21 protein-coding genes and 1 pseudogene are annotated in these 18828 nt (G+C 67.6%); 15 read left to right on the forward strand and 7 right to left on the reverse strand.

Going from position 1 to position 18828, the window contains the following annotated elements:
- Positions 1-34 precede the first annotated feature (34 nt).
- A complete protein-coding gene (locus tag WOA58_RS06165) occupies positions 35-301 on the reverse strand; it encodes a hypothetical protein (RefSeq protein WP_340603301.1) in 267 nt (88 codons plus the stop codon).
- A gap of 131 nt (positions 302-432) precedes the next feature.
- Here WOA58_RS06165 and WOA58_RS06170 point away from each other — a divergent pair.
- The 4 genes and pseudogenes from WOA58_RS06170 (at position 433) to WOA58_RS06185 (ending at position 4809) form a co-directional block, all read left to right on the forward strand.
- A pseudogene (locus WOA58_RS06170) lies at positions 433-995 on the forward strand (hypothetical protein).
- A 25-nt stretch (positions 996-1020) separates the two neighbouring features.
- Positions 1021-1410: a universal stress protein gene (locus WOA58_RS06175; RefSeq protein WP_340603302.1), complete on the forward strand. Its 390-nt coding sequence runs from the start codon at positions 1021-1023 to the stop codon at positions 1408-1410.
- Between the two features lie 135 nt (positions 1411-1545).
- Complete coding sequence (gene metG, locus WOA58_RS06180; protein ID WP_340603303.1) at positions 1546-3618, forward strand: methionine--tRNA ligase; 2073 nt, start codon at positions 1546-1548, stop codon at positions 3616-3618.
- An 849-nt stretch (positions 3619-4467) separates the two neighbouring features.
- A complete protein-coding gene (locus WOA58_RS06185; RefSeq protein ID WP_340603304.1) occupies positions 4468-4809 on the forward strand; it encodes a hypothetical protein in 342 nt (113 codons plus the stop codon).
- Between the two features lie 40 nt (positions 4810-4849).
- Here the strand turns inward: WOA58_RS06185 and WOA58_RS06190 are convergent, their stop codons facing one another.
- Positions 4850-5137: a GYD domain-containing protein gene (locus WOA58_RS06190; RefSeq protein WP_340603305.1), complete on the reverse strand. Its 288-nt coding sequence runs from the start codon at positions 5135-5137 to the stop codon at positions 4850-4852.
- Between the two features lie 105 nt (positions 5138-5242).
- On the opposite strand from WOA58_RS06190, the gene pyk reads away from it, so the two are divergent.
- From pyk to WOA58_RS06215, 5 genes are read left to right on the forward strand one after another with little or no spacing between them, the layout of a single operon-like run.
- Positions 5243-7027 (forward strand): pyruvate kinase, encoded by a 1785-nt coding sequence (gene pyk, locus WOA58_RS06195; protein WP_340603306.1) that lies wholly within the window; start codon positions 5243-5245, stop codon positions 7025-7027.
- A gap of 2 nt (positions 7028-7029) precedes the next feature.
- Positions 7030-7281 (forward strand): DUF7312 domain-containing protein, encoded by a 252-nt coding sequence (locus WOA58_RS06200; protein WP_340603307.1) that lies wholly within the window; start codon positions 7030-7032, stop codon positions 7279-7281.
- Positions 7282-7319: 38 nt separating this feature from the next.
- Positions 7320-7892, forward strand: coding sequence for an NfeD family protein (locus WOA58_RS06205; protein WP_340603308.1), 573 nt, complete (start codon positions 7320-7322; stop codon positions 7890-7892).
- A 50-nt stretch (positions 7893-7942) separates the two neighbouring features.
- The gene (locus tag WOA58_RS06210; protein WP_340603309.1) at positions 7943-9133 is read left to right on the forward strand and encodes an SPFH domain-containing protein; all 1191 of its coding nucleotides are present in this window, start codon (positions 7943-7945) and stop codon (positions 9131-9133) included.
- A gap of 60 nt (positions 9134-9193) precedes the next feature.
- The gene (locus WOA58_RS06215; protein ID WP_340603310.1) at positions 9194-9805 is read left to right on the forward strand and encodes a winged helix-turn-helix transcriptional regulator; all 612 of its coding nucleotides are present in this window, start codon (positions 9194-9196) and stop codon (positions 9803-9805) included.
- A gap of 1 nt (position 9806) precedes the next feature.
- Here the strand turns inward: WOA58_RS06215 and WOA58_RS06220 are convergent, their stop codons facing one another.
- Both WOA58_RS06220 and WOA58_RS06225 read right to left on the reverse strand, forming a co-directional pair.
- Positions 9807-10043, reverse strand: coding sequence for a DUF7123 family protein (locus WOA58_RS06220; protein ID WP_340603311.1), 237 nt, complete (start codon positions 10041-10043; stop codon positions 9807-9809).
- A gap of 127 nt (positions 10044-10170) precedes the next feature.
- Positions 10171-10710, reverse strand: a complete 540-nt coding sequence (locus WOA58_RS06225) for an inosine/xanthosine triphosphatase (RefSeq protein ID WP_340603312.1) — start codon at positions 10708-10710, stop codon at positions 10171-10173.
- A 219-nt stretch (positions 10711-10929) separates the two neighbouring features.
- Here WOA58_RS06225 and WOA58_RS06230 point away from each other — a divergent pair, with 219 nt between their 5' ends.
- The 4 genes from WOA58_RS06230 to WOA58_RS06245 all read left to right on the forward strand — a co-directional run bounded on the left by WOA58_RS06230 (position 10930) and on the right by WOA58_RS06245 (position 13975).
- On the forward strand, positions 10930-11892 hold the full coding sequence (locus WOA58_RS06230) for a transcription initiation factor IIB (RefSeq protein ID WP_340603313.1): 963 nt from the start codon (positions 10930-10932) through the stop codon (positions 11890-11892).
- 71 nt (positions 11893-11963) lie between these two features.
- Complete coding sequence (locus WOA58_RS06235; RefSeq protein ID WP_340603314.1) at positions 11964-12638, forward strand: type I 3-dehydroquinate dehydratase; 675 nt, start codon at positions 11964-11966, stop codon at positions 12636-12638.
- Between the two features lie 30 nt (positions 12639-12668).
- Entirely contained in the window at positions 12669-13355 is a 687-nt protein-coding gene (locus WOA58_RS06240; protein ID WP_340603315.1) for a carbonic anhydrase, read from the forward strand.
- Positions 13356-13645: 290 nt separating this feature from the next.
- On the forward strand, positions 13646-13975 hold the full coding sequence (locus WOA58_RS06245) for a hypothetical protein (RefSeq protein ID WP_340603316.1): 330 nt from the start codon (positions 13646-13648) through the stop codon (positions 13973-13975).
- On the opposite strand, the gene WOA58_RS06250 is transcribed toward WOA58_RS06245, so the two are convergent.
- The gene (locus WOA58_RS06250; RefSeq protein WP_340603317.1) at positions 13972-14718 is read right to left on the reverse strand and encodes a PHP domain-containing protein; all 747 of its coding nucleotides are present in this window, start codon (positions 14716-14718) and stop codon (positions 13972-13974) included. The genes WOA58_RS06245 and WOA58_RS06250 overlap by 4 nt on opposite strands.
- 115 nt (positions 14719-14833) lie before the next feature.
- On the reverse strand, positions 14834-15391 hold the full coding sequence (locus WOA58_RS06255; protein ID WP_340603318.1) for a hypothetical protein: 558 nt from the start codon (positions 15389-15391) through the stop codon (positions 14834-14836).
- An 82-nt stretch (positions 15392-15473) separates the two neighbouring features.
- Between WOA58_RS06255 and WOA58_RS06260 the strand changes: the two genes are divergently transcribed.
- The gene (locus WOA58_RS06260; protein ID WP_340603319.1) at positions 15474-16205 is read left to right on the forward strand and encodes a glycosyltransferase family 2 protein; all 732 of its coding nucleotides are present in this window, start codon (positions 15474-15476) and stop codon (positions 16203-16205) included.
- On the opposite strand, the gene WOA58_RS06265 is transcribed toward WOA58_RS06260, so the two are convergent.
- Positions 16202-16696: a deoxyuridine 5'-triphosphate nucleotidohydrolase gene (locus WOA58_RS06265; protein WP_340603320.1), complete on the reverse strand. Its 495-nt coding sequence runs from the start codon at positions 16694-16696 to the stop codon at positions 16202-16204. The genes WOA58_RS06260 and WOA58_RS06265 overlap by 4 nt on opposite strands.
- Positions 16697-16841: 145 nt before the next feature.
- On the opposite strand from WOA58_RS06265, the gene WOA58_RS06270 reads away from it, so the two are divergent.
- Positions 16842-18821: an aconitate hydratase gene (locus WOA58_RS06270; protein ID WP_340603321.1), complete on the forward strand. Its 1980-nt coding sequence runs from the start codon at positions 16842-16844 to the stop codon at positions 18819-18821.
- Positions 18822-18828 lie beyond the last annotated feature (7 nt).

Here is an 18828-nt window from a genome sequence, read left to right on the forward strand (position 1 = left end):
GCCGGTTTCGGGTCTCGGTCGTGCGACGCGCGCGTTACCGGAACGAGAGACCGGCGTCGAGCTTCTCGGCGATCTGAAGCTGCTTCAGGTAGCCCGCGGCGCCCAGCAGCGTCGGCGCCCACAGCCCCACGAAGAGGCCGTGAACCTTGTTCTCCTGGACGTAGAACTGATACCAGGAGAACGCGACCGACGCGACGGCCGCGAGTACGACCGGCTCGGAAACCGGATCGAACGCCGACTCGGCGCTCTCTTTGACTTCCTCTAGCTCCTCCCCGTTGGTGTCGTCTTCGGATAGTGCCACGAACGGACACACGGATGCGATTCGCATAGTACCGGTGCAGGTACTCGCAAGGGCCCGCGGGGGCCGTAATCGGCCGTTTTACGGCCGTGGACCGGGAACGAAAGTGGCTAACCGACGGACGGGATCGTGGGATGTATGCAGCGGGCAGGGGGAGGGAGCCACAGTCGTTCGACCGGGTGCTCTCCTCGATGTGTACGGAGCCCCATCCCGCGGCCCGGCGGGCCGCCGAGCGATACCTCGCGACCAACCCCGGCGACCCGGCGAGCTACCCGCGGTCGCAGACCTCGAACGCGATGCGATCGAGTATTTCGGGGAGATCGCCGGGCTCGACGATCCCCACGGCTACGTCGCCAGCGGCGGCACCGAGGCGAACGTCCAGGCGGTGCGCGCCGCGAGCACGGTCGCCGCCTGCGAGGCGCTGTGACCCGAGGGCTACCACGAGAACTACGAGCGCGCCCGGGCGAACGCCGAGTGGCTGGCGGGCGAGCTCGGGGCGCGCGGATTTTCGGTCGTCGAGCCCGAGCTCCCGATCGTCGCCGTCGAGCTCCCCCGGGAGCTCTTCGGGGCGCTTCGCGACGACGGGTGGCGGATCTCGCGGACCGGCCGGGGGGAGCTGCGGATCGTCTGTATGTCCCACGTCACCCGAGCGACCCTCGAGGCGTTCCTCGCGGCGCTCGGGAGTCACCGCAGCTAAACCGGTGGAGTCGGTATGGACGGACATGTACGACATCATCGTCGGGGTGGACACGGACGCCGAACGGGCGGTCGCACAGGCCGAGGCGATCGCGGAGCTACCGGGAGGCGACGAGATCCGCGCGATCCTGATCCACGTCTTCGACGACGAGGACGGCGACGTGGAGTCGCTCGGGGCGATCAACGAGGCACGGAGGATCCTCGAGGAGGCGGGCGTCGAGGTCGAGACCGAGGGGATCGTCGGCGACCCGGCGATAGCGATCCTCGACTCGGCCGAGCGCCACGACGCCGACTGCATCTGCGTCGCCGGCCGCGAGCGAAGCCCGGCGGGCAAGGCGATCTTCGGCAGCGTCACCCAGGACGTCGTCATCGGGGCGGAGCGGCCGACGCTGGTCTGTAGCGCCGAGGGCGAGTGACACGACGGGCAGAGTGGGCGGGACACGGTCACCGTCGGATCGGACGTCCCGTGAGGGGCGACGGGCGGTGGTCTCGCGAGCAGGCTGTGAACCGAAACCGGCGGGTTTAGGAGCCGCGACGAGCCAGAACCACGCATGAGCCACGACGACTATCCGACGGACCATCCCGCGGTGGTCACCTGCGGACTGCCGTACGCCAACGGCGACCTGCACATCGGCCACCTGCGGACCTACGTCAGCGGCGACACCCTCGCACGCTCGCTGCGGCGGGTCGGCCAGGAGACCGCGTTCGTCTCCGGGTCGGACATGCACGGGACGCCCGTCGCGGTCAACGCCGAGAAGCAGGGAATCTCCCCCGAGGAGTTCGCGCTGGAGTACCACGAGAAGTACGCGGCGACGTTCCCGGAGTTCGGCGTCGAGTTCGACAACTACGGCCACACCCACGACGAGACCAACACCGAACTCACCCGGGAGTTCGTCCGCGAGTGGATCGACGAGGGCCACGTCTACGAGAAGGAGATCCAGGTCGCCTGGGACCCCGAGGTCGACCAGCCCCTCCCCGACAGATACGTCGAGGGGACCTGTCCTTACTGCGGGGAGAAGGCCCGCGGCGACGAGTGCGACGAGGGCTGTCAGCGCCACCTCGAGCCCGGCGAGATCGAGGACCCCACGAGCACCCTCACCGGGAACCCCGCGGAGTACCGCGCCCGCGAGCACGAGTTTCTCCGGCTGTCCGACTTCCAGGAGTACCTGAAGGGCTTTCTCGGGCGCTTGGAGGGAACGAGCAACGCCCGCAACCAGCCCAAGGAGTGGGTCGAGGGCGAGCTCCAGGACCTCTGTATCACCCGCGACATGGACTGGGGGATCGACTATCCGGGCGAGGGCAAGGAGGACCTCGTGCTCTACGTCTGGGTCGATGCGCCCATCGAATACGTCGCGAGCACCAAACAGTACTCCGAACGGGTCGGCGCTGAGGAGTTCGACTGGGCCGAGCCGTGGAAGGAGGGCGAGGGCGAGCTGATCCACGTCATCGGCCGAGACATCATCCAGCACCACACCGTCTTCTGGCCCGCGATGCTGCGCGGAGCGGGCTACAACGAGCCCCGGGCGGTGATGGCGAGCGGGTTCGTCAACCTCGACGGGAAGGCCTTCTCCACGAGCCGGAACCGGGCGATCTGGGCCGACGACTACCTCGAGGAGGGGTTCGACCCCGACTTGCTCAGATACTACCTCGTCACCACCGGCGGCTTCCAGCAGGACATCGACTTCTCCTGGGAGCGCTTCCAGGAGCGGGTCAACGGCGAGCTGGTGGGTAACTTCGGGAACTTCGTCTACCGTTCGTTACTGTTTGCCCACCGGAACTTCGACGGGACCCCCGAGGCGGACGTCAGCGAGGAGGTGCTCGCGGAGATCAACGACGCGATGGGCGAGTTCCGCGAGGGGCTCAACGACTACGCGCTTCGCGAGGCGGTCCAGGCGGGGATCCGCCTGTCGCGCTTCGGCAACGAGTACATCCAGCGCAACGAGCCCTGGAAGCTCGTCGACGAGGACGAGGAGCGCGCGGCAGGGGTCATCCGCGACTGCGTCCAGCTCGCGAAGGCCACGGCGGTCCTCCTCGAGCCGATCCTCCCGCACGCCGCCGAACGCCTCTGGGGGCAGCTCGGCGAGGAGGGGTCGGTTCACGGGGCTCGACTGAAGGACTGTCTCGAAGCCACTCCAGAAGAGTTCAGCGAGCCCGAAGCCCTCTTCGAGAAGGTCGAGGACGACCGGGTCGAGACGCTCAACGAGAAGCTCGCCGAACGCGTCGACGCCGCGAGCGCGGAAAGCGAGGGCGACGGGGACGGAGACGACGAGAGCGCGGAGGCGACGGGCCTCGAACCGGTCAGTGAAGAACGGATCGGCTTCGAGGAGTTCCAGGAGCTCGACATCCGCATCGGCGAGGTCGAGCTCGCGGAGGGCATCGAGGGCGCGGACGATCTCGCGCGTCTTGAGGTGGACATCGGCGTCGAGACGCGCCAGATCGTCGCCGGGATCAAGCGGCTGCACGACCTCGAGAGCCTGCCCGGCACGCGGGTGGTGATCCTCGCCAATCTGGAGCCCGCGGAGCTGTTCGGCGTCGAAAGCAACGGAATGCTGCTCGCGGCGGGCGAGGACGCGGACCTGCTGACGACGCTCGGCGACAGCGAGCCAGGGACGAAGGTCAGGTGACGTGATAGTATCCGACGAAGACTGTTGGTGAATCATGTGTGACTGTCCCCCGCGGATCACCGATCTATCTTCACTGGAGGCGGAGAACTTCAAATTCAGGAACACGCAGTTCTTGACCGGGGACACCCATTATGATATACAAGCCCACGAGACCCGACAGAGTCTTCGGCATGATATATGGGCTGTCCGGAATGGTGACATTCGTTGAATCTTAGATGAATTCCCGACTGACGAACCGGTCGTTGATCAGTGTGCGCTCTGGATGCATTCCGTCGTCGGAAAGCATTTCTTCCCCGATGCCAACCACCGAACGGCAATCGCACTGCTCAGGCGACTACTCCGCGACAATGGGATCGATCCTGGCGACTGGTCGAGTGAGAGGACGAAAGCGGCGCGAGATGAATCCCATGAAGTGCGTGGGGAACTCCCACAGATCCGATTCGATACCATGTTCGAACGGGATGCCCTCTATGACGTCTGGGAGAGTTACTTCGAGGACGTGTTAGACGTAGACGGCTGCTAAATGAACTACTCGTCGTCGCTCTCGTCGGCTAGCGCAGCATACAGGTCGTGGTTCTCTTCCACGTCCTTCGCCATGTCACGCTCGGATTCCCAGTTCATACCTCCAGTATCAGTTGGAACGGTATTAGCTGTTCTGGTGATAGTCTGTCCGGAGAGTACGATCGGCCTACGCCTGCCTTCGCTGGAGGTTTCGAGGGATTGATCGTCGGAAAGTCTGATCACAGAAGGGTCCGATCCGATCGGACCCCCCGAACCGATCGGCACGAAGAATATGCTGATAGGTCAGCATGCTTAGTGTTTTTCTACTTCTGCAGCGTAGGTATCCCCGTGACTGAAACCACGGCTTCGGAGGTCGACACTTCGTTTCGGGTCTTCCCCCTCCTGACGATGGTGGTCGGGGCGGTGATCGTCGGGTTGGGGCTGTTGATCCTCCCCGGATCGGCGTTGGGGGGACTCCATATCGCGGCTATCGGGCTCTCGCTGTTCCTCTCCGGGACGGTCGCGACGACGTGGGCTGCCGTCCGTTTCGACCTCTCGCCGGCGGACCAACGCAGATGGACGCTGGCGTTCGCGGTAGTGGCCGGGGTCCTGCTGGTCCTGTTCATCGTCCTCAACTGGGCGACGTTCGAGGGCGGGGAGTTCGAGAGCGGAGGCTCAGGAAACGGTTGAGCTGCTGTAAGGGGAATCGAGTGCTGGTTCTCGCGTGGAGTCAGCGATCCCCGACGAGGTCGGCGAAGTGATCGGTATCGGTGGCCTCCATCGTCTGCATGTCGAGCCCGTAGCCCTGGATCGTGAGGGCGGCCTGGACCGCGCTGTCGCGATCGGGCGCCTCGAAGACGACGATGAAGTCGTACTCGCCGAGGACGGCGTACGACTCCTCGATGCGCACGTCGAAGCGTTCGAGCTCGGTGCGGATCTCGCCCCACAGCGAGGCCAGCTCCTGGACGTTCTGGAACTCCCGGTCCTCCACGTCGACGAGTCCGGCGTACGTCGGCATGGTCCGGCGTTTGTGATCGTGCCCCAAAGTCGTTCGGCCGGCGAGGACTCACTCGCGGGCGAACTAACCGTTGGGCTTTTTGCCGGTTTGCCGTCTACCCCCTGTATGAGAAACGCGAAGATCGTCTGTACGCTGGGGCCGGCCTCCGACGACCGGCGCACGATCCGCGAGCTCGCGGACGCGGGCATGTCGGTCGCGCGGCTCAACGCGAGCCACGGCAACCTCGAGGACCGCGCGGAGCTGATCGAGCGCGTCAAAGGGGTCGACGACGGTTCCGAGAAGCCCGTCGCGACGATGCTCGACACGAAGGGACCGGAGATCCGCACCGCGCCCCTCGAGGAGCCGATCGAGCTCGAGGCGGGCTCGACGGTCCGGTTCGTCGAGGGCGACGAGGCCACCCCGGAGGAGGTCGGCCTCTCGATCCCCATCACGGGTGTCGAGCCCGGCGACACCGTGCTGCTCGACGACGGTCGGATCGAGACGACCGTCGAGGGCGTCGAGGGCGATGCCGTCGTGGCCCGCGTCGAGAGCGGCGGCCCGCTCCCGGGCCGGAAGGGCGTCAACGTCCCCGGCGTCGAGCTCGACCTCGACGTCGTCACCGAGAAGGACCGCCGGGACCTACAGCTCGCCGCCGAGAAGGGCGCCGATTTCGTCGCGGCCTCGTTCGTCCGGGACGCCGAGGACGTCCACGAGGTCGGCGCGACGATCGAGGAGTTCGGCGAGCCGATCCCCATCGTCTCGAAGATCGAGCGCGCGGGGGCCGTCGAGAACCTCGAGGAGATCATCGACGCCTCCTACGGCATCATGGTCGCCCGCGGGGACCTAGGCGTCGAGTGTCCGATGGAGGACGTCCCGATGATCCAGAAGCGCATCATCCACAAATGTCGGGACGCGGGCGTGCCCGTCATCACCGCCACCGAGATGCTCGACTCGATGGTCCACTCCCGACGGCCGACCCGCGCGGAGGCCTCCGACGTCGCGAACGCGGTGCTGGACGGCACCGACGCCGTGATGCTCTCGGGCGAGACGGCGATCGGCGATCACCCCGTCCGGGTCGTCGACGCGATGGACAGCATCGTCCGCGAGGTCGAGCGAAGCGACGAGTACGACGAGCTGCGCGAACAGCGCGTTCCGGGCCCGAGCGACTCGCGTACGGAGGGGCTGGCACGGGCGGCGCGTTATCTCGCGCGGGACCTCGACGCCAGCGCCGTCGTCGCGGCGAGCGAGTCGGGTTACACCGCCCGGAAGATGGCGAAGTATCGCCCGGGCGTGCCGGTCGTCGCCTCGACGCCCACCGAGCACGTACGCCGCCAGCTCGCGCTGTCGTGGGGCGTCAACGCCCAGTACGCCCCCTTCACCGACCAAGGGACGAACGACGTGATCGAGAACGCCGTCAGCGCCGCGCTCGACTCGGGGGTCGCCGAGAGCGGCGACACCGTCGTCGTGCTCTCGGGGATGATGACCGAGATCGAGGGTGCGGGTACGACCAACATGCTGAAGGTCCACGTCGCCGCCGAGACCGTCGAGACGGGCACCGGCGTCGTCTCCGGGCGGGCGAGCGGCCCGGTGGTCACGGTCGCCGACGGCGATCTCTCGGGGATCGAGCCCGGGTCGGTCGTCGCGCTGCCCGAGGGGTTCGACGCGGAGTTCACGGGCGACCTCTCGGCGGTCGGCGCGATCGTCGACGCGCGCTCTGGGATGACGGGCTATCCCGCGATGGTCGCCCGCGAGGTCGGGCTTCCGATGGTCAGCGGTGCCGACCTGACCGGCGTGCCCGACGGGACGGTCGTCACCGTCGACGCCGAGCGGGGCGTGATCTACGAGGGCGAACTCGCGAGCCCCGACGAGCGCCGCGAGACGGACGTCCCGCGACGAACGGGGTCCGAGTGACGATGGCGGACCAGGACGGGGAGGACGAGTGGAAGTACTCGATCGACGAGGTCGGCGAGGACGCCGAAGACGCCGAGGACGGCGGGCTGCTTCCGGACGACGCTGACGGGGACGAGATCGGGGGAGCGGGAGAGGACCAACGCGTCGACCGACGGATCGAGCCGGGTTCGCTCGACCCCGAGAACGTCCTCTTCGTCGTGCTCGGCGTGCTGATCGCGGTCGGCACGATCGCCTACGGGCTGGGATTTATCTGATCCGGAAACATTAATCAGGCCGCGTCCTAACTGTTGGTATGGTAGAGATCCTCGGGGAGTCGCTGCCGCTCGTGCTCCTGGTGATCGGGGTGCTCCTCACGATCGCCGAAGCCCTCGCTCCCGGTGCCCACCTGATCGTCCTCGGGGTCGCGCTCGTCGTCGCCGGGCTGGTCGGGCTGGCGCTCGGTCCCTTCATCGGCGGCGGCGCGCTCGCGGTCGCGCTCGCGGCGACGGTGCTGTTGGTCGGGGGCGTCTCGCTGTTCGCCTACCGCGAGCTCGACCTCTACGGCGGCAAGGGGACGGGTCGGACGAGCGATTCGGCCTCGCTCAAGGGCCGAACGGGGCGGGTCACCGAGCGCGTCTCGCCCACGGGCGGCCAGATCAAGCTCACCGGCGGCGGCTTCAACCCCTACTACACCGCCCGATCGATGGAGGGGGAGATCGAGGAGGGCGAGGAGGTGTTCGTGATCGACCCCGGCGGCGGGAACGTCCTCACCGTCGAGTCGATGGGCGCGGTCGAGGACGAGATCGACCGCGAGCTCGATCTCGGGCGGGTGACCGACGCCTCCGAGGCCGAGCTCGAGGACGGATCGGTCGAACGCGAACGGTAGGCGGCCCGATCGGGGGAACCCTTTTGGTACGTAGTTCCTAACGTCCAGCCATGTTCCCCGTGGTACCGCTGCAGGCAGCACTCACGCTGACGTTCGTCGCGTTGTTACTCCTGTTTCTCGCCATCGTCACCGTCTGGCAGATGGTCGAGATCGTCGACGCGACCGAGAAGCGCGCGTTGACCGTCTTCGGCGAGTACCGCAAACTCCTCGAGCCGGGCATCCACTTCATCCCGCCGTTCGTCTCCGCGACCCACCACTTCGACATGCGGACACAGACGCTCGACGTCCCCCGTCAGGAGGCGATCACACGGGACAACTCGCCCGTCACCGCGGACGCCGTCGTCTACATCAAGGTGATGGACGCGAAGAAGGCCTTTCTGGAGGTCGACGACTACAAGAAGGCCGTCTCGAACCTCGCCCAGACCACGCTGCGAGCCGTTCTGGGCGACATGGAGCTCGACGACACGCTGAGCAAGCGCGAGGAGATCAACGCGAAGATCCGCACCGAGCTCGACGAGCCCACCGACGAGTGGGGCATTCGAGTGGAGTCGGTCGAAGTCAGGGAGGTGAACCCCAGCCAGGACGTCCAGCGCGCGATGGAGCAACAGACCTCCGCGGAGCGCAAGCGACGGGCGATGATCCTCGAGGCGCAGGGTGAACGGCGCTCGGCGGTCGAGACCGCAGAGGGTGACAAGCAGTCGAACATCATCCGCGCACAGGGTGAGAAACAGAGCCAGATCCTCGAGGCACAGGGTGACGCGGTCTCGACCGTTCTGAGGGCGAAATCCGCCGAGTCGATGGGCGAGCGCGCAGTCATCGAGAAGGGGATGGAGACCCTCGAATCGATCGGCCAGGGCGAGTCGAGCACGTTCATCATGCCCCAGGAGCTCACCTCGCTGGTCGGCCGCTACGGCAAGCACCTCACCGGCAGCGACACCAAACTCGACGAGGGCCAGCTCGACAGCCTCGACTTCGACGAGGAGACCCGACAGATGCTCGGGCTCGACAACATCGACGAGATCCTCGGACAGATCGACGAGGAGGCCGACCTCGACGTCCAGGAGATGGAGCAGGAGGCCCAGGCGATCAAGGAGGGCGAGGACATGGACACCATCCAGGACGCAGACGAGGTCATCGGTGGGATGGACAACGAGTTCGAGGGCCGCGACGACGAGGAGTGGGAGGAGCGAGAGGAGATCGGGACGGATCCCGAAACCGAGACCGAAACGGAGACGAACTGATCCGGCCAGCCGGGGTCGGCCGAAGCTGTTTTACCTCGGCTCCGCGTTACTATCGGTAATATGGCCGAGCCGGGGCGCGAGCCCGTCGACGGGGACAAACGCACGACGCTGCGGCGCTTCGCCGCGCTGGGAGCGGCGAGCCCGCTCGCGGCGTTCGTCGGGTCGAGCTCCGACAGCGACGCCCGCTCGGCGATCGCGGGCTACGTCTCCTCGACGCCCGGCGCGCACTTCTCGAAGATCCGCGACGACCTCTCGCTGGGGACCGGCGAGACCCAACACCACCTCCGACGACTGGTCGACGCGGGCGCGATCGAGAGCCACATGGACGGGGAGTACCGCCGGTACTTCCCCGCCGAGAAGTTCTCGGAGTTCGAGCGCCGGGCGCTCGGCTACCTCCGCCGGGAGACCCCCCGAGGGATGGTGATCGCGCTGCTCGCGAACCCGACGACGACCGGCAGCACGATCGCAGAACGCCTCGGGGTCTCCTCGGCGACGGTGAGCAACACGGCGGCGGACCTCGAGGAGGCGGGCCTGCTCAGTCGCGAGGACGGATACGCGCTCGAACGACCCGAGACGTTCATCTCGCTTCTGGTCCGCTATGCCGACTCGTTCGGCGATCGGACGGCGGAGTTCGCCGACCGAGCCGACGAGTTGATCCGGTACGACCCGTAGGTCAGGCGCTGACCATCCAGGTCGTCGAGGAGGAGTAGCCCCATTTCTCGACGTCGACGCCGAACTCGCCCGAGCAGAGCGCGCTCATGTTGGTGCCGACCTCCTTGGCCGTCAGCCCGAGGTCCTCGGCGATGAGCCGCGACTTGAAGTACGTCCGCGTGCCGGCGTTCTCGCGGAGATACTGCAGGATGCGCTGCTGGGTCTCGTTCAGACCGGTCGGGGCCGTCGTCGTGCTCATACCCGTACGTATGGAGCTATCGCCTTTAGCGGATTTGGTACGGCTGGTTAACCCTCCGTAGTCGTGCGGTTTCGGGTCGGTTCGGAAGGGGCGTCCGCCCCCAGGGGGAGCCGGTTGGTACACCTGCTTAATCCGAAATGACGGGGCCGGCCGCACAGGCGACCGCCCCCGCGAGGGCGTCCCGCCGGGTGAGCCGGCCGTCGGTGAAGACGCCGATCGCACCCTGGTTGCGCGCGAGGTCGTCGGTGCCGAGACGGTCGTCCAACAGCGGACCCAGCTCCGCGCCCGAGGCGACCTCGCGGGCGATCGGGTCGGGCAGTCGGACGGAGGGACCGGCGCCGACCTCGACGCGCCTGCCGTCAGTGACGGCGGCCCACATGATCAGGAACAGTCCCTCGGCGCCCTCGAAGCGCTCGTCGCCCGATCCCGCACCGTCGACGGACGCGGAGAACTCGGCGACGCCGCCCTCGAGGCCGACGGCGTAGGCCACCTCGGGCCCGAACGATCGCCGGGCGCGGGTCCGCGCGCCGGTGATCGTCTCCGCGTGTCCGACCGGCTGTTCGCTTACCCCGGTGTCGACCGGACGGGCCTCGACGCTGGCCGATTCGAAGACCCGCTCGACGGCGCTCCGTTTGACCGGGTTCCCGCTCCCGACGGCGACGTTCATACCCCAACGTGGCCCCCCACCGAGTTGCCCCTTCCGTTCCGCCTCGACTAGTTAAATAGTTCGTTACAGACGTCCGGATCCGCCGTACGACCCGGTGTTATGCCCCCGAGGAATTCGATACCAAAACACCTAAGTAAGTTTCGGACTTACTACATCTCAACGAGACGACCGGGATTTTTCAGTATCCCTGCCCGGCCAGCGCCTGCCCTCTCACCAATCATGAGCGAGAACATCCGCGAACGAACGCGCGAGACCGAGAACGAACAGGAGACCGAACGCGAGGACCACAGCTGTCCGGAGTGTAGCGGCCAGCTCATCAACGACGACGAGCACGGCGAGACCGTCTGTGCGGACTGTGGGCTCGTCGTCGCCGAGGACTCGGTCGACCGCGGGCCCGAATGGCGCGCGTTCGACTCCCGCGAGAAGGACCAGAAGAGCCGGGTGGGGGCCCCGACCACCAACACGATGCACGACAAGGGGCTCTCGACGAACATCGACTGGCGCAACAAGGACGCCTACGGCAACTCGCTCGGCAGTCGCCAGCGCCAGAAGATGCAACGGCTCCGCAAGTGGAACGAACGCTTCCGCACCCGCGATTCCAAGGAGCGAAACCTCAAGCAGGCGCTCGGCGAGATCGACCGGATGGCCTCGGCGCTCGGCCTGCCCGACAACGTCCGGGAGACCGCCTCGGTGATCTATCGCCGGGCGCTCAACGAGGACCTGCTGCCCGGCCGCTCGATCGAGGGCGTCGCCACCGCGAGCGTCTACGCCGCCGCCCGCCAGGCGGGCGTTCCCCGGAGCCTCGACGAGATCAGCGAGGTCTCGCGCGTCGAGAAGAGCGAGGTCGCACGCACGTACCGCTACGTGGTCCGGGAGCTGGGTCTGGAGGTCCAGCCCGCCGACCCCGAGAGCTACGTCCCCCGGTTCGCCTCGGGGCTTGAGCTCTCCGACGAGGCCGAGCACCGCGCACGCCAGCTCCTGCGGAACGCGAAGGAGAAGGGCGTCCACTCGGGCAAGTCGCCCGTGGGACTCGCTGCGGCCGCGGTCTACGCCGCCGCGCTGCTGACGAACGAGAAGACGACGCAGGCTGCCGTCAGCGAGGTCGCGGACATCTCGGAGGTCACCATCCGCAACCGGTACCACGAGCTGCTGGAGGCCGAGGAGAGCGTCGGCCTCGCGTGAGGGTCGTCGGCACGAACGCAGCCCTCTCGCCGATCGCATAGGTTAACGGACGGGCAGCCTTTCTACGGACCATGCGCCTCGAGTTCGACTCCTTTACCCTCGCCGCCTCGACGGCCGATCTGGGCGACGAGCCCCGCGCCCGCGAGCACGCCGACTGCGTCGAGTTCCGGATGGACCTCTCGGACGACCCGCTGACAGCGCTCGCCTCCTACGGCGGCGAGCTCCCGCTGATCGCGACCAACCGTGCCGACTGGGAGGGCGGGGAGGCCCGCGAGGAGAACCGGCTGGAGGACCTCGCGCGCGCCGCGGAGTTCGAGGGCGTGGGCGCGATCGATCTCGAGCTTGAGGCCCTCGAATCGGGGGCAGCGGGCGACGCCGCGGCCCACGCGCACGATCACGGGACTACGGTGATCGCCTCGGCCCACGAGTTCGAGGGGACGCCCGGCGCCGACGAGATGCGCGCGACCCTCGAGCGGGCGAGCGAGTACGGCGGGGTCGGAAAGCTCGCGGTGGCCGCCGACGACCCGGGCGACGCCCTCGCGCTGCTGTCGATCACCTACGACCTCGCAAGCGAGGGCAAGCGGGTGGCGACGATGGCGATGGGCGAGGCTGGTCGCCACTCGCGGGCGGTCGCGCCGGTCTACGGCTCGAAGATCGGCTACGCGCCGGTCGACCCCGACGAGGCGACCGCGCCGGGACAGTACGACCTGGCGACGCTCCGGGAGCTGGTCGATCGCTTGCGATAGCTCTTTTTCGGCCCCGGTGGACGTAGGGGCATGCCCGACGCATCGCTCGAGTCGCTGTTCGATCGGAACCGCACGCACGCCGAATCGCTTCCCGAGGGTCACTTCGACGAGGTCCGCGACGGACAGCGGCCCGCGCTCGTCTCGATCTGCTGTTCGGACTCGCGGGTCTCCCAGGAGGGGATGTGGAGCGCCGAGGAGCCCGGCTGGGTGTTCACCCCGAGCAACATCGGCAACCGGGTCTTCGAGCGCCACGACGGCGAGCTCGTCGTCGACGGCTCGGTGCTCTACCCGATCGCCCACACCGAGACGGGGACGACGGCCGTCGTCGGCCACACCGGCTGTGGGGCCGTGACCGCGGCCTATGGGGCCGCCCGTGGGGAGCTGGGCGAGGAGCCGCCGGGGATCGAGAAGCAGGTCGAGCTGCTCGTTCCGATCGTCGACGAGGCGTTCGAGTCGGGTGCCGTCGATCCCGAGACCGACGACGCGATCAACCCGCTGGTCGAGTACAACGTCCGCAAGCAGGTCGAGTTCCTCGCGGAGGCCGAGGAGGTACCGGCCGACGAGCGGATCTACGGCTTCGTCTACGACTTCCAGGGCGTCTACGGCTCGGTCCCGGGGAAGGTGTACCTCGTGAGCGTCGGCGGCGAGACCGACCCCGAACGGCTTCGGGAGGCGGTCCCCGAGGAGTACCACGACCACGTACACAGCCTGCTGTAGCGGATGGACGAGCCCGACGAGCCCGACGAGCCCGACGTCGACGTGCTCCTCGAACAGCTCGACAGCCTCGAGGAGACCGTCGATTCGCCGGCGGAGCGCGAGGCGGTCCGCGAGACGCGCCGAACCGCCCATCGGCTGCCGCGGGGCGTCTTCGGGCGGCGCGTCAGGATTACACCGGCCGCGACATGGCCGAGGCGTTCGTCGGGAGCGTCATCGTCGGCCTGCCGCTGCTCGTCGAGGACAGCGAGGCGTCGTAGACGCCTCTGGCAGACGGCGAAGCCGTCGACGGGGTGTACGACATCGCCGAACACTTCGCCGCGACGACCGTGGGACCGCTGCCGGTCTTCTTCGTCGCGAACGCCGTCTTCGCGGTGGGCGTGGTCGTCGGCCTGCTCTACTACACCGACATCCAGCGCGTCGAGGTCGGCGATCGCCTTCTGGGGATCCTTCCCCACCGGCTGGTCGGCGTGCTCTCGATCTCGTTTCTCGTCGCCGCCCTCATGACCACGATGTGGGGGCGGGTCGACTGGGCCGAGCCCTGGATCGCGGTCTGTCGGATCAGCGTGATCTGGACCGGGATGGCGATCGGGGCCTCGCTCGGCGACATCCTGCCCGGCTAGCGGTCCATCGAGGCGGGGACGGTCGGGACGACCGGCATCCGCGAGGTGACGAGATAGGAGGACTTGCGGACCGCACCCTTCGCGTACTGGACGGTGCTCTTTCTGATCGGGGTGCGCTTGCCCTGAATGTGAGTCGCGCCGTCGGCGAGGGCGTCGACCACGGTCTCGCCGGTGACGTCGGCGGGCGTCAACCCGCGGTCGGTCTCGATGGTGATGTCGGTGTAGGCCCGTCCGACGTTCGGGAGGTAGTGGGCGTCGCTCGCGCCGAGCTTCGGGTAGTCGTGGCGCCGCGCGAACGTCCTGGCGCGTCGGTTGCGATAGCCGGTGAAGAGCATCGAGTTGTACACCTCGACGGCGTCACAGTCCTCGATCCGGCGCTTGTGGACGCCGTGGCGCGAGCGCTGGAAGGGGTGGGGGACCGCGGCGACGCCGCCCATGTCGCGGACCGTCTCGACGGTCTCCTGAAAGGGCTGGCCCGAGTCGGGCAGCTCCTCGACGCCGAGGGCCAGCAGGTGGCCGTGGGCGGTCGAGACCTCGACGCCGGGAATGCCGATCAGCCCGTACCGGGGGGCGAGGGCGGCCGCGCGAAGCGACTCGTCGATCTCGTCGTGGTCGGTGATCACCACGCCGTCCAGACCGATGTCCGCGGCGTGTTCGAGGATGAGCTCGACGGGCTCGTGGCCGTCGTAGGAGCCATCGGAGTGTACATGAGGATCGACGGAGACTGTGATTTCTGGAGACATACTGAATCGGGTGCTGCAGGGGTCGACGAGCGGAGTATCGAGCGTCCATATGTCTGAAAACAAGTTAAATCCTTCTGCCAGGGTGCTACCCAGTCACACGCCCGACTCCCCGCCATCAGAGGCCGATCGTCCCCTCGAGGGCGACGGCGACGACGACCAGCCGGCCGACGCTGCCCGCGAAGGCGGCCGCCGAGAACCGCAGGTAGTCGTCCTCGAGGACCGAGAAGGCGTAGACCGAGGCAGTGTCGGGGAAGAACGGGACCGAGAGGACGATCGCCATCCCCAGATAGCCGTAGCGCTTGGCCATCCGGATCGAGGTCCGCCGCGACCAGTCGTGGAAGCCGAACCGGGAGCTCTCGATCGCCTCCTGGACCGGGTCGGACTCGCGGACCGCGACGCTGATCCAGAGGACGATCACGCTCCCGAGCGCCTTCCCCACGCTGGCGACGAGGACGATAAGCCCCAGCCGGGCGTTCTCGCCGAGACCGAAGTCGAGCGGCGCGAGCAGGACCAACTCGCTCGGAAGCGGGAGGACGGCGAAGCCGAGGACGAACGAGTAGACGAAGACGATCGCCAGCCCGGGCCAGCCGGTGGCGGTCGCGATGAGCCCCTCGGCGAGCGACGAGAGCCACTCGACGGCGGCGGGCAGGCCGAGCAGGATCGCGGGCTCCATGCGACGTATAGATCGCTGGGATATCTAAGCGATCCGGCGCAAGAGATAAACTTCCCGTTCCGGGAAGGGACACTATGCCCCCATGAGTCGCGCGCTCGTCACCGTTACGCTGCCGAGCCTGAACGAGCAGCGACGGATCGGCGACTGCCTGGACTCGCTTGCGGCCTCGATCGAGGCCGCCCCCGACGAGTACGCCTTCGAGGTGATCGTGCTCGACTCCTACAGCGACGACGCGACCGTCGAGATCGCCCAGGAGCACCCGATCGTCGACCTCGTGGACTTCGTCGAGCGAGGGATCCTACGCGCGCGCCACCGCGGGTTCGAGCTCGCCCGTGGGGAGGTCGTCGTCTCGGTCGACGCCGACAGCACCTACCCGCCGGGCTTTCTGAGCGCGCTGCTCGAACCGTTCGAGCCGGGCGTCTCGCTCACCTACGGGCCGGTGGGGGGCGAGAAGTGGGGCGGCGTCGACGCCTCGATCCGCCTCGCCCTGCAGTACGGCCTGCCCGTTCTCGGGTTGGACTGGGTCAGCGGGTCGAACCGTGCGGTCCGAACCGGGGACTACTTCGCGGCCGGGGGCTATCGCCTCGGGGTCGACGGCAACGCCCTGCTGCGCGTGATGGCCGAGGAGCAGTTACTCTTCCCCCGCCGGCTCGAGGGGCGGGTCGTCTTCGTCGGGGGCGCGCGGTCCGCCCAGAGCGCGCGGACCCTCGAACAGCTGCTGTTCCTCGGGGAGAAAGAAGGGGGCGTCGAGTGGGACGTGATCGCACCCTACGGGACGATACGCCGGTACAGGGAGAAGCTGCGTCGGGATTAGTCGCGCGGCGTCTCGAGGTTCTCGCCCTGGTAGGAGCCGTCGTAGCTCCCCTCGTGGTCGGCCTCGGCCAGGACGAGCTGGGCGATGCGCGCGCCGCGTTCGAGCTCGACGTCGTGGTGGACCTCCAGAAGCCCCTCGCCGCGGCCCTCGTAGCCGGCATCCCAGACCGCGGTGTCGAGCATACAGCCGTTTCGCATGAGCGACGACCGGGGGTAGACGAAGCCCACGTGGCCCTCGGGGATCTCGATGCGTTCGTCGTAGCGCACGACGTAACCGCCGGGTTCGAGGTAGTACGACTCGGGCAGCTTCCGGTCGCGCTCCATGCTTGCGACGCGCTGGCGCTCGCCGATCTCCGTCTCGTTTCGCGTGATCCGGCCGGGTTCGAGGGGCTCGAAGATCGCATCGAGCGTGAGGTCGACCCCGTTGGGCTGGATCTGTGCTCCGGTCGTCGGCGTGACGTGTTCGCCGACGAAGGCTCCGTCGCGGTACATGCCGGGCGTTCACAGCGGGCCGATAAACCCCTGACGAACCGCCGCGGTTCGCGCAATAATTGCCCACCCGCGGGCGGTTTGCAACGATTATCGGGTACACAAACACGCGGGATTTATATCCGTGGACGGCCGACCTACGGATGATATGGGACAGACGCTAACGGAGAAGATCCTCGACGACCATCTCCTCGACGGCGAGCTCGAAACGGGCGAGGAGATCGGCATCGAGATCGACCAGGTCCTCACACAGGACACGACGGGGACGATGGTCTGGCTGCAGTTCGAGGCGCTCGATCTGGACGAGGTCCAGACCGAGACCGCCGCCCAGTACTGTGACCACCAGACCTACCAGTTCGACTTCAAGAACACCGACGACCACCGCTTCCTGCGGTCGGCCGCCGGTACCTTCGGCGCGCACTTCTCGCGACCCGGCAACGGCATCTGCCACAACGTCCACAAGGAGAACTTCGCCGCGCCCGGCAAGACGCTGCTCGGCAGCGACTCGCACACCCCGACCCCCGGCGGGCTCGGCCAGCTCGCGATCGGTGCGGGCGGGCTCGACATCGCCGTCGCGATGGGCGGGGGCCCCTACTACATCGAGATGCCGGAAGTCGTCAACGTCCGCCTCGAGGGCGAGCTGCCCGAGTGGGCGACCGCGAAGGACGTCATCCTCGAGATGCTGCGCCGGCTCTCGGTGAAGGGCGGCGTCGGCAAGGTGCTCGAGTACACCGGCCCGGGCGTCGAGACGCTCTCGGCCCCCGAGCGCACGACCATCACGAACATGGGCACGGAGCTCGGCGCGACCACCTCGATCTTCCCGACGGACGAGCGCACCGAGGAGTACCTCGAAAGCCTCGGCCGCGGCGACGAGTACGTCGAGATCGGACCCGACGAGGACGCCGAGTACGACGACGAGATCACGGTCGACCTCTCGGATCTCGAGCCGCTGATCGCCGAGCCGTCGATGCCCGACAACATCGTCCCCGTACGGGAGGTCGCGGGCACCGACGTCGACCAGGTCATCATCGGCTCCTGTACGAACGGCGGCTACGAGGACATCCTGCCGACCGCGAAGATGCTCGAGGGCCGCGAGATCGACATGAAGACCGACATGATCGTCGCGCCCGCCTCGAAGCAGGCGAGCGAGATGCTCGCCCGCGAGGGCTGGACGGCCGAGCTGATGGCCGCCGGCGTCAACTTCTCGGAGTCGACCTGTGGGCCGTGCATCGGCATCGGCCACGTCCCCGGCAGCGATTCCGTCTCGGTGCGGACGTTCAACCGCAACTTCGAGGGTCGCTCCGGTATCGAGGACGACTCGGTCTACCTCTGCTCGCCCGAGGTCGCCACCGCGGCGGCGATCAAAGGCGAGATCGTCGACCCGCGCGACCTGGCCGACGAGCTGGACGATCTGGAGGACCCCGGCTTCGAGATGCCCGACGAGTACACCGGTTCGAAGGCCGACCTCATCAGTCCCGACGAGGCCGTCGACGACGAGCTCATCAAGGGCCCGAACATCGGCGACGTCCCGCTGAAGGACCCCCTCGACGCGCACATCGAGGGTGAGGCGCTGCTGAAGATGGAGGACAACATCACGACCGACCACATCGTGCCCGCCTCCAGCGACATCCTGATGTACCGCTCGAACATCCCGAAGATCTCGGAGTTTACCCTGAGCCGGGTCGACGACACGTTCCCCGAGCGCGCACAGGCCGCAGACGGCGGCGTGCTCGTCGCCGGCGAGAACTACGGCCAGGGTAGTTCGAGGGAGCACGCCGCGCTCTGTCCGATGTATCTGGGCATCGAGGCCGTCTTCGCGAAGAGCTTCGCGCGCATCCACAAGGCGAACCTCTTCAACTTCGGCATCGTCCCGCTCACGATCGACGACGACACCTACGACCGGATCGAGCAGGGCGACGACATCGAGATCGTCGACGACGTCGAGGAGGGGATCGCCTCCGGCCAGAACGAGTTCACCGTCCGCGTGAACGACGACTGGGAGGCGACCGCCCGCCTCGACGCCAGCGAGCGCGAACGCGAGATCGTCACCTCCGGCGGCAAGCTCTCCTACACGAAACAGCAGGCAGAGGAGGGCGGCATCGGCGGCGCGAGCCCCGCCGACGACTGATCACGAA

Origin of the sequence: Halalkalicoccus tibetensis, from assembly GCF_037996645.1 — an archaeon.
GTDB classification, from domain to species: domain Archaea; phylum Halobacteriota; class Halobacteria; order Halobacteriales; family Halalkalicoccaceae; genus Halalkalicoccus; species Halalkalicoccus tibetensis.